Raw genomic sequence first — 15,157 nt, 5'->3', positions numbered from 1 at the left:
TTTATTGTACTTTAAATGAATAAGGATTAAGATAAAAGAATCGAAAGGAAGTGGATACGAGTGAGCAGCAGTTCTTATGATCCTGAACCCAGAAAGCAAGAGGAAGCCAATATGATGCTAGAAGTCGAGACTGTTATTCTCCCTGAGTATCTGCTCGAAGAAGGTAAATAAGGCTTTCTCTATAGAAGAGGAGGTCAAAAATGATTGAAATCTACAAGACGGATGATAACCGTCACCTGAACAATATCGAGGAAATGACAAAAGGTTCCTGGGTGAACATTGTCGCGCCCACAGAAGCTGAAATAGATTATATATGCTCGACTTTGAAGTTACCAATCAATTTCATGAAAGATCCACTCGATGATGAGGAAAGACCGCGAATCGAAAAAGAGGATGATAATGTTTTAATAATTGTCGACTTCCCATATTTGACCAGGGATGAAGCCGACTTACCGATTTTTGAAACGATTCCCATAGGCATGATCTTTACCAAAGACTGTTTCATTACGGTATCTCTGAAAGAAACTCCGATATTGGCGAATTTCAAAAACAATAAGATCAAAGGATTCTTCACCAATAAGAAGACGAGATTTGCTTTACAAATATTATTCGAGATTTCATCCTATTATTTACGTTACCTGAAACAGATTAACAAGATGACTAATGAAGCCGAACGTGAATTACATCAGTCGATGAAAAATAAAGAATTATACACTTTCCTTGCTTTGGAAAAAAGCCTGGTTTATTTTACGACATCATTGAAATCCAATCGTGTAGTCCTTGATAAGATCCTCCGATTTAATTATCTGAAAATGTATGAAGAAGATAAAGAATTGCTTGAGGATGTAATCATCGAAAATGCTCAGGCTATCGAAATGGCAGAAGTGTATCTATCCATTCTTAGCGGTATGATGGATGCATTCGCTTCGATCATTTCCAATAATGTCAATAATGCCATGAAGTTTCTAACATCAGTGACCATTATATTAACGCTTCCGACGATGGTGGCAAGTTTTTACGGAATGAATGTGGAACTGCCATTTGAACATAATCGGTTTGCTTTCATTTTTACATTATTAATTGCCATCACTTTGGCGGGGACGACTGCATTCATTTTTTGGAAGAAAAAATATTTTTAAGATTAACCGGCTTATTAAGCCGGTTTTTATTATGGGTTTGTGCAATTTGAACATTGATTGGAACGTAGGGCACTCGCTTTCCGGGGGCTGTCCGCCCTCTGCGCATTTGCGCTTGTGGGGTCTCTCATGGACTTGCTTTTCCCGCAGGAGTCTCGCACCTTACGTTCCAATTATAGTTCAACTGGTGCGAGAACCATTAGGTTGATGCTGCCAAGCATGTTTTTGTTTTATTCCTCAAAAAAATCAGAAAAACCTTCACTGTTAATGCGATCTGTATAAGGGTTTTCATCATTTACATTCTTTGCATCCAAATTGGTTTTAATCACTAAACGGGGACTCTGTGACGCTTCTCTTATGATACGATCGTTCAACTCTTTAAAATCCGGTACATTCTTATTGCCGGGTTTGTTTGGTTCCAATAAAACCACCTCCATTTTTATCTTTGCAATAAATGATGGGGTGTATTCATGAATATTCTTAGGTTTGGGAAGGATAAAGGACTGAGGAGGAGATCAAGATGACCAAATGGAACGAGCAAGCATCTCGCAATAATAATTTAAGGGCAAGTGATTTAAACCCAGATGGAGCCGGAAAAGGAAAAATGGATTCAAAAACAATTGATGGAGATCAATTGAATGATCTAAAGATCCAAGAGGAAATCAGAAAGCAAAATATGTAAGAGAAGTCCCTGATTTAAATGTAAAGCAAAAAAGAATCATGCAGCGGAAAACGCTTGGCGGATAAACCAAGCGTTTTTTTCGTATCATGGTTTGAATTTCATGGTTGATTTAGGATTCACTTTTATCAGGTACGCTTTTGCTTTTTAAGTGAAGAGGGTTGAGTGAAGGACCCGGTTTCTTTTGTAGTGGTACCTTGCCCCTCTACCTGAGAAGAACCTAAACGAGTTTGTGAAGCATCTTTCTTGTTTTTTCCATTCATGTTTATCACCTCGATATTACTTTTCCTATTTCCTTTGCAATCTATACATATATTGAGGGGGATAAGGACAGGTTAGAAGGTAGAGGAGGTGTGTGTTGATGTCAAGAATCGGTGTTGAAGAATCATTAACGAATATTCAGGAAGCACTTCGTGAAAAAGGTTTTGATGTTGTGGAAATTAAACAAGAAGCTGACGCAAAAAACGTGGATTGTTGTGTGGTAACAGGTTTGGAAAGTAATGTGATGGGTATAAGCGATACTTCATTAAAAGCGTCTATCATTGAGGCAAATGGTTTAACGGCTGATGAAGTGTGCCGCGAGGTTGAAAATAAAGTGAATACCATTCAATAGTTCAAAAAGTGCCTAAACCGATATAGGGTTAGGCACTTTTTCCGTTTATTCAAGGTTACTGTGCTATGGAAATTTCCGCAATCAACTCCACTGCTACATTCCCTTTGATCGCCCGGGAAATCATACATGAAGTCTCGGCTTTTTCAGCAAGTCTCCCCGCTTTTTCAACCACTTTTTCAGAAGTACCCGGCACCAATATAAGTGCGGGGCGATGAATGATTTTCTTATAGGTGAATACACCATTCGTAACATCCACTAACGCTTCCGATTGCATGGTCAAGCTCACCTTTTCTATATGGGACCGCTCTAACATGGCAGCATAGGTAATGATATAGCAGGTCGATGCCGCTCCAAGCAGCATTTCATCGGGATTAGTTCCAATCCCTGGTCCTTCCATTTCCGTAGGAATGCTTATCTGTGTTTGAAGATTCCCTGAATGAATCGTGCCGCTATCATTTCTGCCGCCAGGCCACTCCGCAGTTAAATGAAAGTGATGTATTGTCATTTTTTAACCTCCTTACTATTCTATAGTGTAAACGACAAAACAGGTTAAGTATCCGATTTTGCTCAATCAGTAAAATAATCCAGCGATTTCCAGAGTTTTTAAATGGCAAAGAATCCACCGCTGTGCGGATCTAAGAAATGAATTGATCAAATAAATTACCGCCCTGCCGAATTACGTTTCCAGCAGGCTCAATTTCTGCTAGCTGACAGAAGCATGCTTATTAAATATAAGATACATGTTGATGAAACAAAAGGCAGAGGCATTAGGCTATTTTAAGCACAATATTGGATAGGCTTTTCTATAATGATATAGACGGTTTTATATAAATAATACTTCATTAAGGAAGGGCTGAAAAGTTGACTACATTGAGTAATATGTTCGATTTGACTAATAAAACGGCTATCATTACCGGCGGCGGCAGAGGACTGGGCAAACAGATCGCCATGGCGTTGGGAGAGGCTGGCGCAAACATAGTCATTGCTTCACGAAATCTGCCTGTATGTAAGGAGGTATGTGAAGACTTGCAATCGATGGGTGTTAATGCCGTTGCCTTTGAATGTGATATCACCGATGTGAGCGCCATTGACCATGTCGTTCAGGAAACGGTTGCTCAATTCGGCACGATTGATATTCTTGTCAATAATAGCGGTACGTCTTGGTCAGGTCCGCTTTTGGATCTTCCCAAGGACAAGTGGGAAAAAGTAATGAATGTTAACGTTACAGGTACATTCCTGTTTTCACAGGCTGTAGCGAAGGTCATGAAGCAGCAAAATTTTGGAAAAATCATAAATATTGCATCGGTGTCAGGTCTTGGCGGGACGTTTCCTGAGCTTTTGGATACGATAGCTTATAACACCAGTAAGGGTGCCATCATTACAATGACCAAGGATTTAGGAGTTAAACTTGCTAGATACGGCATTCAAGTCAATGCAATTGCACCTGGATTTTTCCCGACTAAAATCACAAAAAAAATTCTTGAAAAGTCTAACTATGACATATTAGGTAAAACTCCGGCTGGCAGGTTTGGCGATGAAGATGATTTAAAGGGTGCCGCCGTTTTTTTAGCCTCACAGGCTTCTGACTATATGGTGGGTCATATTTTGATCATTGACGGTGGAATATCAGCATTAGTATAAACGGAGGAGAAAGGAAGGAAGAAATATATGGCGGAAAAATCCAATTTTTATAAAGGGCTTAAATTACTGGGCACACAAAAAGAGCAACAGCTGAATAGTAAAATTCAAAATCTGCTGAATAATCGCGAATTGATCGAAAGAGTGAGCAATAATGCGCAAATGCAGGTACCAAGAATAAATAGTCTGCAAGAAGCCTCAGAAAGAATGTCCATCATCATGAATTATCCAACAAAAAAAGATGTGGCGAGTTTAGCGAAATTAGTCATCCAACTCGAAGAAAAAATTGATGGGTTGGAAGAATTGGTCTCTATACTAGTTGAGAATAGGGGCGGGAATGTCGGGGGTAATTCTTCAATTCGCAATAAAGGCAATGCCAATTCATCCCGCAGCATCAAAAAGAAATCAAGATTGGCATCCAATGAAAAGGAAGGGAGTAAAAAAAGGTTATCTGATTTTATAAATAACTCCTTATTGTTAAGCTCACAGCTGCCTGAGTTCAATTCAGTTGGTCAGGAGAATTCAAATGGCTAAGCGGAAAGTGCCGAAAAATCAATCTGAATCCAAAACTAAATGGCAACATTTATTGGATATTCCCAATCAGCCAATGCCTGAAATGGGACTGACTCCGAAAATAGCGGTGTGGAAAAAAAACAAATCAACGCTTTGGTTTTATCCCTCAGCACAAAAAAAATATGATGTACCGGTTTTTCTTATATATTCACTAATCAATACTCCTTTGATTCTTGATTTATCTCCGGGGAATAGTTTAATAGAATCTTTTGTAAATGAAGGTTTTGATGTGTATTTGTTTGATTTTGGAAGCCCGGGCTTTGAAGATGGTGACATATCGATCGAAGATTATATCGTCGATTATATTCAAAAAGGAGTGCAGCGTGCATTACGTCACTCTGGAGCATCAGAAATTACAGTCATGGGGTTTTGCCTCGGAGGTACAATAGCCGCAATATATGCTGCCATTGCAGACGAGCCCATCAAGAATTTGATACTTTCCGTGACCCCGGTGGATTTCAGTGCCTCGGAATTTTTTGATCAATGGCAGGGAGCGTTAAAAGAAGGAACAGCGGATTTTGACGAGACAATAGATATTTATCAAACGATACCGGCCAGTGCAGTTAAATATGGTATCAGGTTAATTACATCGCCCGTCTATATATCACCTTATTTATCTTTATTGAATCAAGCGGATGATGAAAAATACGTTCAAAACTGGCGCCGCTTCAATGCTTGGGCTAATGGGCATGTACCGTTATCCGGAGCAGCCGCAAAACAAATAACCAAGGATTTATTGATAAAAAATAGCTTGGTTAATGGTGGTTTTAAGGTAAGGGGAAAAAAAGCGAAGCTATCGAAAATTGATGCTAGTGTTTTGGTCATAGCAAGTAAGTATGATCGACTGGTCCCACAGGAAATGATTTATCCGGTAATGGAGCATTTAACATGTAAGGATAAGACATATAGCCTACTGAAAAGTGGACATGCTGCTAGACAATATTCCGGTGTACTCCCATATTATTTGAAGGAATGGCTGCCAGGGCGTTCTTCACCAATTCAATAAGATTAATAGGGGGATGTGAAATGTACGTGTGAAACGTCAGTGAGGATATTAAAATCATGCCGGTTGTTGAGTATATAGGCTTTGCGTCATTGATATTTTCAGAATTTTTTGCAACATTTCCGGATTACTAAAGCGAAATAAAATAAAAGGGCTGGCTCGTTAAGTAGAGCCAGTCTCTATTGTATCATTGATAATATTTCACACGTTCTTCAAGTGGTGAGAAGTCTTTATCGCCAGGTTCTGCAGTGGGTTTTCCAAAAGGCAACTGTGCGATGAGTTTCCAATCTCGTGATATATCCCATGTCTTTCTCACTTCGTCATCGATTAAAGGATTATAATGCTGAAGGCTTGCACCAAACCCCTCAATTTCCAATGAAGTCCATACGACAAATTGTAAAATGGCAGAAGATTGGTTCGACCAAATCGGAAAATTTTCGGCATACGTTTTGTATTGTTCTTGTAGCCTATTTATTTTGGCCTGGTCTTCAAAGAATAAAACCGTTCCATAACCATTTATAAATGATCTCATTTTTTCTTCCGTTTTTGTAAAATCTTTGCCATCGGCTGCTTTTTTTAATGTTTCTTTCGTGATATCCCATAATTGGTCGTGGCTTTGACCAGTTAGTACAATCACTCTGGCACTTTGGGAGTTGAAAGCGGAAGGGGAGTATTGAACGGCATGATCGATAACTTCTTTAATCCTTTTATCAGGAACAACATGTTCCTTGCTAAGGGAATAATAAGAGCGTCTATCTTCAATTGCGCTAAAAAAATCTTTAACCATATATCACAACCTCCATTCTTATACCGATTTATTTTGGCCTGTATTTTTTATTTTATGATAAGTGAATCCGGTTGAAATTATTTGAATGAAAATAGTTGACAATTTTATCCCTGTCGTTTATCTTTAAATCAAGATATTTGTATTAAAAGTATTACAACAGGTTAAATACCTTGAATTCGAGATATTATTTGCGGATTAATTCATCTCCGTAAGGGGAGATTTATAAAGATAGGAGTGGTACGGATGGAATTAAAAGGATTACATCATGTTTCGGCAATTACAGCAAAAGCGGGAAATAACTTTGAATTCTACACAAAAGTCTTAGGAATGCGATTAATCAAAAAAACGGTGAATCAAGATGATGTTCGTGTGTATCACTTATTTTATGGAGATCAGATTGGTTCACCGGGTACGGAATTGACGTTTTTTGAAATTCCAAATGCTGCCCGCACTCATGAGGGAAACAATAGCATTTCAGAAATTTCTTTAAGGGTGAGGGATGATGAAGCGCTAGGATATTGGAAAAAACGGTTTGTGGAATTCAATGTTGAGCACGATGAAATATCGAGCCGTTTTGAAAGAAAGGTGCTTTCTTTTAAAGATCCTGAAGGGCAGAGGCTTCTTCTGGTTTCCGATCAGGATAATAACGGCGTTGATGGAGGATTTCCGTGGGATGGAAGCCCAGTGCCGCAAGAGTTTTCCATACTTGGATTAGGACCAGTAAAACTCACAGTACCCAATATTGAACAAACAGAAAGTGTTCTTATCGAGGTATTGGGGTTCAGGAAATCAGGCACATACCCAACCGCAATCAGGGGGCAAAATCCGATAGTCGTTTACGAGACAGGTGAAGGAGGAACTGGAGCAGAACTCCATATTGAAGAAAGGAATGACATACCTCGGGAAAGGCTGGGGAGGGGTGGAGTACATCATGTTGCCTTTCGGGTGGATGATGAAGAAGAATTGAGAAAATGGGTAGAAAAGATTAGTGAATCGAAATTCGTGAACTCGGGATATGTGGACCGCTTTTATTTCCGTTCACTCTATTTTAGGGAGCCGAATGGCATATTATTTGAACTTGCTACTGATGGACCTGGTTTTGAAGTGGATGAAGCTGAGCAGCATCTAGGTGAGAACCTTGCCCTGCCACCATTTTTGGAATCGAAAAGAAAGGATATTGAATCGAATTTAAAACCACTTAATACAAAATCAACTAATTAATCAACGGGAAAGGAAGTAATAGGCATGCAAAAGCAAAATGCAGGGATACATCATATAACCGCAATTGTAGGCAATCCTCAAGAGAATGTGGATTTTTATGCTGGAGTATTGGGAATGCGTATGGTGAAGAAAACCGTTAATTTTGATGATCCAGGCACCTATCATTTATATTTCGGAGATGAATCCGGTTCACCGGGCACAATCATCACTTTCTTTCCTTGGCCTGAGGCATACCGAGGGACAATTGGCTCCGGACAAGTGGGGATTACAACATATGCCGTTCCGGAGGGTTCAATGGGCTTTTGGGAAAATCGTTTGGGTAAATTTAATATAGACTTTGAAAAGGTTTCACGTTTCGGTGAGGAATATCTTGAGTTCCAAGACCCACATAGTTTGAAACTTGAACTGGTTGAGCGTAAAGAAGGTAAAAATAGCGAGTGGTCATTCGGCGGTGTACCAGCTGATAAGGCGGTCAAGGGTTTCGGCGGAGCTGTATTATTGACGTCAAAACCGATCAAAACGATGGAACTTTTAGAGGAAGTGATGGGCCTTCAAAAGGTTGGGGAAGAGGGCGATTTCATCCGCTTCAAATCCACATCGGATATCGGCAATTTGATCGATGTTAAAAAAACGGTTTTACCAAACGGTAAAATCGGAGTGGGAACTGTCCATCACATTGCATGGCGTGCGAGCGATAATGAAGATCATAAAGAATGGAGGGAGCATATCGGTAACCATGGCTATGGTGTGACACCCTTTACAGACCGACAATACTTCAATGCCATTTATTTCAGGGAAGATGGAGGCATACTCTTTGAAGTAGCCACAGATCCACCTGGCTTTGCTCATGATGAAACGAAAGAAACGATGGGCAGTAAATTAATGCTGCCGCCATGGTTGGAAGAAAAGCGGGAAGTTATGGAAAAAACGTTACTGCCGGCAGTGCCGAGAGTACTAGAGGAGGATAAATGATGAAACATATTTTTCAAAAAGGAAGTAATCCAGAAGCCCCGTTACTACTGCTGTTACATGGCACTGGAGGAACGGAAACAGATCTCTTGCCATTATCCGAAATGGTTTCACCGGGTTCGTCCGTACTGAGCGTACGGGGAAATGTACTTGAAAATGGAATGCCCCGTTATTTCCGACGGTTAGCTGAAGGGGTTTTTGATGAAGAGGATTTGATTTTCCGAACGAAGGAGCTTTATGACTTCTTGGAATCAGCGTCCGGAAAATATGACTTCGACCGTGACAGAGTGGTGGCATTAGGTTATTCCAATGGTGCAAATATAGCGGCAAGTTTGCTGTTCCATTACGAGGGGGCCTTACAAGGAGCAATTCTTCATCATCCAATGGTTCCAAGACGAGGGATCGCTTTGCCGTCCCTTTCAGATATACCTGTATTTATTGCTGCAGGTAAAAACGATCCGATTTGCCCGGCAGAAGAAACTGAAGAACTTAATCAACTTTTACAGCAAGCTGGCGCAACAGTTGAAGTTCAATGGGAAAATTATGGTCATCAGTTAACACGTTCAGAGGTTGATGCAGCAGGTTCATGGTTTCAAAAGAACTTTTTATAAGAATGAGAGGGAATGAAGATGATTTCTGTTAACCCTGAAAGTCTGACTGAACGGGATAATTATAAGTTTTTGACTGGAAGCATTATACCGAGACCTATAGCGCTGGTTACGACACAATCCGAAACCGGTACAATCAATATAGCGCCGTTCAGCTTTTTTAACATAGTCAGTTCAAATCCTCCGATGATTTCCATTTCTGTTCAACGGAAAGAAGGAGTTTCAAAGGATACAGCCCGAAATGCAATTCAAACAGGTGAGTTCGTTGTTCATATCACAGACGAAAATAATGTTGCTGATGCAAATCGAACGGCCAAGGAACTCCCATCTGAAGAAAGTGAATTGGGTCTTACTAATTTCACGCTGGCTGTTAGTGATAGGGTATCCGTACCAGGATTGGAAGAAGCGAAGGTGCGTTTTGAATGTACATTAGAGCAATCGATTCCATTGGCAGGTTCCAAGAATGAACCTGGTTGTGATTTACTGATAGGGAAAATAGTCTGCTATCATATAGAGCAAGATATTTACCATAATGGCCGTATTGACCCGAATGGGCTAAAACCTGTAGCAAGATTAGCAGGTCATACTTATACAAAACTAGGGGAATTATTTGAAATAGAACGTCCTTAAGGAAAAAGAAAAAAATGGCGACATCTTTTAAGATGTTGCCATTTTTAAGACCAAAATGACCCCGGTTAGTTTTATTTGCCATTATAATACGCTTAGCGCCTGTTCCAAAAATAAGCAACCTTTTAATATTAATGCCGCAGACGCCATGATCGTTAGCATTTAAAAGGAAGTCTTTACATTCCGAAACAAAACTTGACAAATTTTTCATAGATTGATAAAGTTATAAAAAAATAATTTCTTATCCAGAGAGGTGGAGGGACTGGCCCTATGAAACCTCAGCAACAGGTCTACAAAGACACTGTGCTAATTCCAGGGGGTGAAACCTTGATAGATAAGACCGTACGTGTTTATTTGTCAGTAACGCACTCTTTTTTAGAGTGCGTTTTCGTTTTTTCTGGATGCAAGATTAAGGAGAGTAAGAATGGATAACAAAAGGAAGCATGATTTTCAAAGGCAAATGCAAGCACGGCATATAATAATGCTATCGCTTGGCGGGGTGATTGGAACTGGTTTATTCTTAAGTTCGGGTTATACGATTCAACAGGCTGGTCCGTTCGGAACCATCCTTTCGTATCTGATTGGTGCATTGGTGGTTTATCTAGTCATGCTATGTCTAGGTGAACTATCAGTGCATATGCCCGAGACAGGTGCGTTTCATAGTTACGCTGCCAAATACATCGGACCAGGGACAGGATATACAGTAGCCTGGTTGTATTGGCTAACCTGGACTGTTGCACTAGGTTCGGAATTCACGGCTGCAGGATTGTTGATGCAGCGATGGTTCCCATCAATCAGTGTCTGGATATGGAGTGCTCTATTTGCCATTTTGGTTTTGGCATTAAATGCGTGGACCGTTAAGTTTTTCGCTGAATCCGAATTCTGGTTTGCGTCTATAAAGGTATTTGCTATTGTAATATTCATTATTCTGGGAGCTGCGGCAATGATAGGTTTCATTCCAATGATTAACACACAATCAGCTCCGTTATTTTCCAATGTTACAAGTGCAGGTTTATTTCCAAACGGTGCTTTTGCCATTCTAATGACGATGCTCGCGGTGAATTTTGCATTTTCTGGAACTGAATTGATCGGAGTTGCAGCTGGAGAAACTGTGAATCCGGAAAAAACGATTCCAAAGGCAATCCGTATGACATTATGGAGATTGATTATCTTTTTTGTAGGTACCATCGTTGTTTTATCCGCATTATTGCCTGTTTCGGATGCAAGCGTATTAGAGAGCCCCTTTGTTGCCGTTCTAGAACGAATTGGAGTGCCGTATGCAGCGGATATTATGAACTTTGTTATATTAACTGCTATTTTGTCTGCTGCGAACTCAGGACTATATGCCTCATCCAGGATGCTTTGGTCACTTGCAGATAAGAAAACTATTTCACCAATATTTGCAAAATTGACAAAACGGGGTGTTCCCTTGAATGCAGTCCTTTTCAGTATGCTGGGCGGTGTTTTAGCACTTTTCTCGAGTATTATTGCGCCGGATACTGTATATATAGTGCTTGTATCCATTTCTGGACTAGCCGTGGTTATAGTTTGGATGAGTATTAGCGCGTCACAGTTTCTATTTCGCAGACGATATATAAACGAAGGAAACTCAGTTAATGATTTGGCTTATCATACACCATTATATCCATTCGTACCAATCGTTTCATTTATGCTATGTCTTGCTTCTTGCATAGGAATTGCATTTGATCCTACACAAAGAATAGCACTATATTGTGGCATTCCGTTTATTTTGTTTTGCTATGGAAGTTATTATCTGACACAAACCATAAAGAAAAGAGGAGTAGACCATGAAAAATAAAATTAACCCAATTGAAGAAATTTTACAAGGTCATTCAGTTATGATTTTGGACGGAGCTTTAGCTACAGAGCTTGAAAGTCATGGGTGTGATTTGGACGATCCCCTGTGGTCTGCACGTGTATTACTTGAAAATCCAGAAGTGATTTACCAGGTGCACTCTGACTACTTTCGAGCTGGTGCTGACTGTGCGATAACGGCAAGCTATCAAGCAACAGTTGAAGGTTTCGCCCTCCGCGGAATACAAGAAAAAGAGGCATTGGATCTAATCAGGAAAACGGTTTTACTAGCAAGAAAAGCAAGAGATGACTTTTGGAAGGAAGAATATCAAACGATTAGACCTAAGCCATTGGTTGCTGCATCAGTTGGACCTTATGGGGCTTATCTTGCAGATGGATCAGAGTATGTCGGGAATTATGGTGTTTCAGATGAAACTTTGGCGGCATTTCATCGCTCACGAATATCAGCTTTGATTGAAGCAGGAGCTGACATTTTAGCATTTGAAACGATTCCTTCCCTGCAAGAAGCAAAAGTATTACATTCATTATTGAAAGATTATCCAGAAGTCTATGCTTGGCTGTCCTTTTCTTTGAAAAATGAAAAAGCGATTAGTGACGGCACATTGCTGGAGGAGTGTGCCAGATTGTTTGGGGACAGTGAGCAAATTGCCGCAATTGGCATCAACTGTGCGCCTGTATCAGTTATCACGGAAGCCATACAGGTGTTGCGTGCAAACACGAATAAACCAATTATCGTTTATCCGAATTCCGGTGAATCATATAATCCAGAAACTAAAACATGGCATGGTCCAGAATCATGTAATAGGCTCGATGTGAAATCTGAAGATTGGCACCATGCGGGGGCAAATATAATTGGAGGATGTTGCAGAACCGCTCCTCATCATATTGCGGGCATTTCAAGAAAGTGGCGACCTTCCGTGGTAACGTTCTCCTAGCCTTTTTTGTTATCAAAAATATTGTTATTAAATATGTAAGTAGTCGGGAAACCTATAAACAAAAAGAACAGGAATCTGGCGGTTCCTGTTCTTTTTGAGCTCTTTATACAGATTCGAGTAATTTGAAAGGATTGAATAATTAATTTCTTGACACTTCAGAAATAAGTCGCGCAAGATCAGCTGAAAATTACAGGTAAACCAACCCTTTTGCAAAAACTGTAAAAAGAGAAATTAAATCATATTTTTTTCGTGCTTGGGAAAACTAGACAAACAATGAATGGAAAGGAGAGAATGAGTTATGAGTCGTGGTAAAAATTTTAATCATAAAGAAAAAGGACATCCGGGAAATTTACCCAATAATAGAATTAGCGAAGAGAAGGAACACAGCCGCCAGTATGAACAGATTGAGGATATTGTCACTCATGAAGCTTTCAAGAATAGGGAAAAAGAAGATGAAATGCCTTAAAATATGGAAATGCAGCATATCTGTTGAGTCATTATATTGAGGAATTTTCCATTTCTTTAAGGATTCCAATAATAGAAGCACATGAATTAAGACATAACGCTCACTTCATGTTGCTTCTTTTTTGATTAATTCACCGGGGGAAACCATGATCTTTGCCATGTTTTTTCTTTCATTGCAAATAGATAAAGAGGGAAAATGAATAAGTCTACAGAGGACAACAGAAAATGAAGATGGATGATTTTTTAAAAAAACCGACTATCTTCTATATATTAGTTAATGAAATTTAAATTTCTAAACACGGAAATAATTACGTGCAACCGTCAAAATGGGCGAACCGACCTATCCTAATTGATGAAAGCCGCGGTATATTACAGTTATAATGAACATGTCAGGCAGTATAAGAACCTGCTGTAGAAGTACGGTTCTTTTACCAAATACCAGTTTAAACTCAATGTCTGCCTATGTTTCATTTTGTTTATCGCGATTTGTTTCCACTTCCCGTTTAGCTCTAATAAAAGCGATAAATTGAATCGTTTCCTCTTCAGAAAGGGAAATTCCATCTACAGCTAGCTTCATATCTGGTAAATTCGTTAATTCCATGACTTGAGGCGACTCATTATCCATATCCTTAGATTGATAATCTACTCGACCCAGAATGTAATCAGTTGAGGTATCATATAAGCCTGCCAATAAATTAATCGTTTCTAATGAAGGGCGGCGGTGGCCCGATTCGTAACCGGCATAGGTACTTTTGGCGATTCCGAGCCTGTCAGCGGTATATTGCAAAGACCATCTTTTGGACTTCCTTAATGCAGTCAATCTATTTAAAATCATTATTATTACTCTCCTTTTATATAAATCCATTATAACATCATATTGAAAAAAGTGTACGCGTAATGAATAACTTTCGCTTGATTTCACTATGAAACATGACTATAATTACATGTGTTGTACGCGTTACATGAACATTTACAGCGGAAACATCCTTTTCTGAGATATTAGAATGATAGTGAAACAGGGAGGCTTATTAGGGGGTAGTATATTGGAAAAGTTAAAATCAAAAATGAAGAAGTTGATGTTGCTTACTACAGGTGGTACAATTGCATCGTTAGAAGGAAAAAATGGACTTGTTCCAGAAATGAAAGCTGACGAAATTTTAGGCCACCTACCGGGATTGGATTTACTATGTCAGATTGATAGTAAGCCTTTGATGAATATTGATAGTACAAATATGCAGCCGGAAGATTGGACAGAAATGGCACAATCCATCCATAAGCACTACCATGATTACGATGGCTTTGTGATTACCCATGGAACAGATACAATGGCTTACACTTCTGCTGCGCTCTCATATATGTTACAAGATTTAGGGAAACCAATCGTCATTACTGGTTCTCAGGTCCCGATTGCCTTTAAAAAGACAGATGCCAAAAGGAATATCTCTGATGCGATCCGGTTTGCGTGTGAAGATATTGGAGGAGTATATGTTGTTTTTGATGGCAGAGTCATTCAGGGTACGAGGGCCATTAAATTGAGAACGAAAAGCTATGATTCGTTTGAAAGTATTAACTATCCTTATATTGCGACCATATTCAAAGATAAAATTGAGTATCTAAAGCCAGTTCATTCACGAAAGAATAAGGAAGCTAAGTTGGATGCTTCCCTATGTACTGATGTTGCTTTAGTCAAGCTGCATCCCGGTATTAAGCCTGAATTCTTTGATTTCCTGAAAAATCAATGTCGGGGAATCGTAATTGAAAGTTATGGAAGCGGTGGTATTCCATTTCAAGGAAGAAACATTTTAGAGAAATTGAATGAGTTAGTACAATGTGGAATATCCGTTGTCATTACTACCCAATGCTTAGAAGAAGGGGAAGATATGGATATTTACGAAGTGGGACGAAAAGTGAACAAGAATGTCATCATTCGTTCCAGGAATATGAATACAGAAGCCATCGTTCCTAAGTTGATGTGGATATTAGCGAAGACGCAGGATCCTAAAAAAGTGAAGGAAATGATGGAAACACCGATTGCAGAGGACATTACATTCTAGAACAAACAAAGGG

Annotated in this window: 19 protein-coding genes and 1 riboswitch; of the genes, 14 read left to right on the top strand and 5 right to left on the bottom strand. The window is 39.5% G+C overall.

Annotated features, from left to right (window positions below):
* The first annotated feature begins 200 nt into the window (after window positions 1-200).
* Entirely contained in the window at window positions 201-1,139 is a 939-nt protein-coding gene (locus AC3WLU_RS14985) for a magnesium transporter CorA family protein (RefSeq protein ID WP_034307265.1), read from the top strand.
* Between the two features lie 227 nt (window positions 1,140-1,366).
* Here AC3WLU_RS14985 and AC3WLU_RS14980 read toward each other — a convergent pair whose 3' ends face one another.
* Window positions 1,367-1,558: a hypothetical protein gene (locus AC3WLU_RS14980; RefSeq protein WP_063576027.1), complete on the bottom strand. Its 192-nt coding sequence runs from the start codon at window positions 1,556-1,558 to the stop codon at window positions 1,367-1,369.
* Between the two features lie 98 nt (window positions 1,559-1,656).
* On the opposite strand from AC3WLU_RS14980, the gene AC3WLU_RS14975 reads away from it, so the two are divergent.
* Entirely contained in the window at window positions 1,657-1,818 is a 162-nt protein-coding gene (locus tag AC3WLU_RS14975) for a hypothetical protein (protein WP_170946911.1), read from the top strand.
* A 125-nt stretch (window positions 1,819-1,943) separates the two neighbouring features.
* Here the strand turns inward: AC3WLU_RS14975 and AC3WLU_RS14970 are convergent, their stop codons facing one another.
* The gene (locus tag AC3WLU_RS14970) at window positions 1,944-2,078 is read right to left on the bottom strand and encodes a YuzL family protein (RefSeq protein ID WP_095392115.1); all 135 of its coding nucleotides are present in this window, start codon (window positions 2,076-2,078) and stop codon (window positions 1,944-1,946) included.
* A gap of 98 nt (window positions 2,079-2,176) precedes the next feature.
* On the opposite strand from AC3WLU_RS14970, the gene AC3WLU_RS14965 reads away from it, so the two are divergent.
* Complete coding sequence (locus AC3WLU_RS14965) at window positions 2,177-2,428, top strand: YkuS family protein (protein ID WP_034307261.1); 252 nt, start codon at window positions 2,177-2,179, stop codon at window positions 2,426-2,428.
* 55 nt (window positions 2,429-2,483) lie between these two features.
* On the opposite strand, the gene AC3WLU_RS14960 is transcribed toward AC3WLU_RS14965, so the two are convergent.
* The gene (locus AC3WLU_RS14960; RefSeq protein WP_063576028.1) at window positions 2,484-2,933 is read right to left on the bottom strand and encodes an OsmC family protein; all 450 of its coding nucleotides are present in this window, start codon (window positions 2,931-2,933) and stop codon (window positions 2,484-2,486) included.
* Window positions 2,934-3,307: 374 nt separating this feature from the next.
* Between AC3WLU_RS14960 and AC3WLU_RS14955 the strand changes: the two genes are divergently transcribed.
* Genes AC3WLU_RS14955 through AC3WLU_RS14945 form a run of 3 tightly spaced genes read left to right on the top strand, consistent with a single transcriptional unit; the run spans window position 3,308 to window position 5,645 of the window.
* On the top strand, window positions 3,308-4,069 hold the full coding sequence (locus AC3WLU_RS14955) for an SDR family oxidoreductase (protein ID WP_063576029.1): 762 nt from the start codon (window positions 3,308-3,310) through the stop codon (window positions 4,067-4,069).
* A gap of 27 nt (window positions 4,070-4,096) precedes the next feature.
* Window positions 4,097-4,600 (top strand): hypothetical protein, encoded by a 504-nt coding sequence (locus AC3WLU_RS14950; protein ID WP_187049518.1) that lies wholly within the window; start codon window positions 4,097-4,099, stop codon window positions 4,598-4,600.
* Window positions 4,593-5,645: an alpha/beta fold hydrolase gene (locus AC3WLU_RS14945; protein ID WP_413010727.1), complete on the top strand. Its 1,053-nt coding sequence runs from the start codon at window positions 4,593-4,595 to the stop codon at window positions 5,643-5,645. The genes AC3WLU_RS14950 and AC3WLU_RS14945 overlap by 8 nt, the downstream gene beginning before the upstream one ends.
* Before the next feature lie 184 nt (window positions 5,646-5,829).
* Here AC3WLU_RS14945 and AC3WLU_RS14940 read toward each other — a convergent pair whose 3' ends face one another.
* Window positions 5,830-6,429: a nitroreductase family protein gene (locus AC3WLU_RS14940; protein ID WP_063576031.1), complete on the bottom strand. Its 600-nt coding sequence runs from the start codon at window positions 6,427-6,429 to the stop codon at window positions 5,830-5,832.
* Window positions 6,430-6,672: 243 nt separating this feature from the next.
* Between AC3WLU_RS14940 and AC3WLU_RS14935 the strand changes: the two genes are divergently transcribed.
* The 7 genes from AC3WLU_RS14935 (at window position 6,673) to AC3WLU_RS14905 (ending at window position 13,091) form a co-directional block, all read left to right on the top strand.
* Window positions 6,673-7,650, top strand: coding sequence for a ring-cleaving dioxygenase (locus tag AC3WLU_RS14935; RefSeq protein ID WP_106027418.1), 978 nt, complete (start codon window positions 6,673-6,675; stop codon window positions 7,648-7,650).
* A gap of 24 nt (window positions 7,651-7,674) precedes the next feature.
* Complete coding sequence (locus AC3WLU_RS14930; protein WP_492597489.1) at window positions 7,675-8,622, top strand: ring-cleaving dioxygenase; 948 nt, start codon at window positions 7,675-7,677, stop codon at window positions 8,620-8,622.
* Window positions 8,622-9,230, top strand: a complete 609-nt coding sequence (locus AC3WLU_RS14925) for an alpha/beta hydrolase (RefSeq protein WP_095678950.1) — start codon at window positions 8,622-8,624, stop codon at window positions 9,228-9,230. Before AC3WLU_RS14930 ends, AC3WLU_RS14925 begins: the two co-directional genes overlap by 1 nt.
* A gap of 18 nt (window positions 9,231-9,248) precedes the next feature.
* Window positions 9,249-9,857 (top strand): flavin reductase family protein, encoded by a 609-nt coding sequence (locus AC3WLU_RS14920; RefSeq protein WP_063576035.1) that lies wholly within the window; start codon window positions 9,249-9,251, stop codon window positions 9,855-9,857.
* Between the two features lie 235 nt (window positions 9,858-10,092).
* Window positions 10,093-10,195, top strand: a riboswitch (SAM riboswitch).
* Between the two features lie 83 nt (window positions 10,196-10,278).
* A complete protein-coding gene (mmuP, locus tag AC3WLU_RS14915) occupies window positions 10,279-11,673 on the top strand; it encodes an S-methylmethionine permease (protein ID WP_440439208.1) in 1,395 nt (464 codons plus the stop codon).
* Window positions 11,663-12,625 (top strand): homocysteine S-methyltransferase, encoded by a 963-nt coding sequence (mmuM, locus tag AC3WLU_RS14910; protein WP_492597488.1) that lies wholly within the window; start codon window positions 11,663-11,665, stop codon window positions 12,623-12,625. Before mmuP ends, mmuM begins: the two co-directional genes overlap by 11 nt.
* 298 nt (window positions 12,626-12,923) lie before the next feature.
* Window positions 12,924-13,091 (top strand): hypothetical protein, encoded by a 168-nt coding sequence (locus AC3WLU_RS14905; protein WP_162878727.1) that lies wholly within the window; start codon window positions 12,924-12,926, stop codon window positions 13,089-13,091.
* Window positions 13,092-13,550: 459 nt separating this feature from the next.
* Here the strand turns inward: AC3WLU_RS14905 and AC3WLU_RS14900 are convergent, their stop codons facing one another.
* On the bottom strand, window positions 13,551-13,922 hold the full coding sequence (locus AC3WLU_RS14900) for a helix-turn-helix domain-containing protein (protein WP_269450025.1): 372 nt from the start codon (window positions 13,920-13,922) through the stop codon (window positions 13,551-13,553).
* 232 nt (window positions 13,923-14,154) lie between these two features.
* Here AC3WLU_RS14900 and AC3WLU_RS14895 point away from each other — a divergent pair, with 232 nt between their 5' ends.
* On the top strand, window positions 14,155-15,144 hold the full coding sequence (locus AC3WLU_RS14895) for an asparaginase (protein ID WP_063577719.1): 990 nt from the start codon (window positions 14,155-14,157) through the stop codon (window positions 15,142-15,144).
* The last annotated feature ends 13 nt before the right edge of the window (window positions 15,145-15,157 follow it).

This window comes from Peribacillus sp. FW305-BF15 (assembly GCF_058783805.1).
Note: the sequence above shows the minus strand (reverse complement) of the source record. Positions and strands in the feature narration are given on the sequence as shown.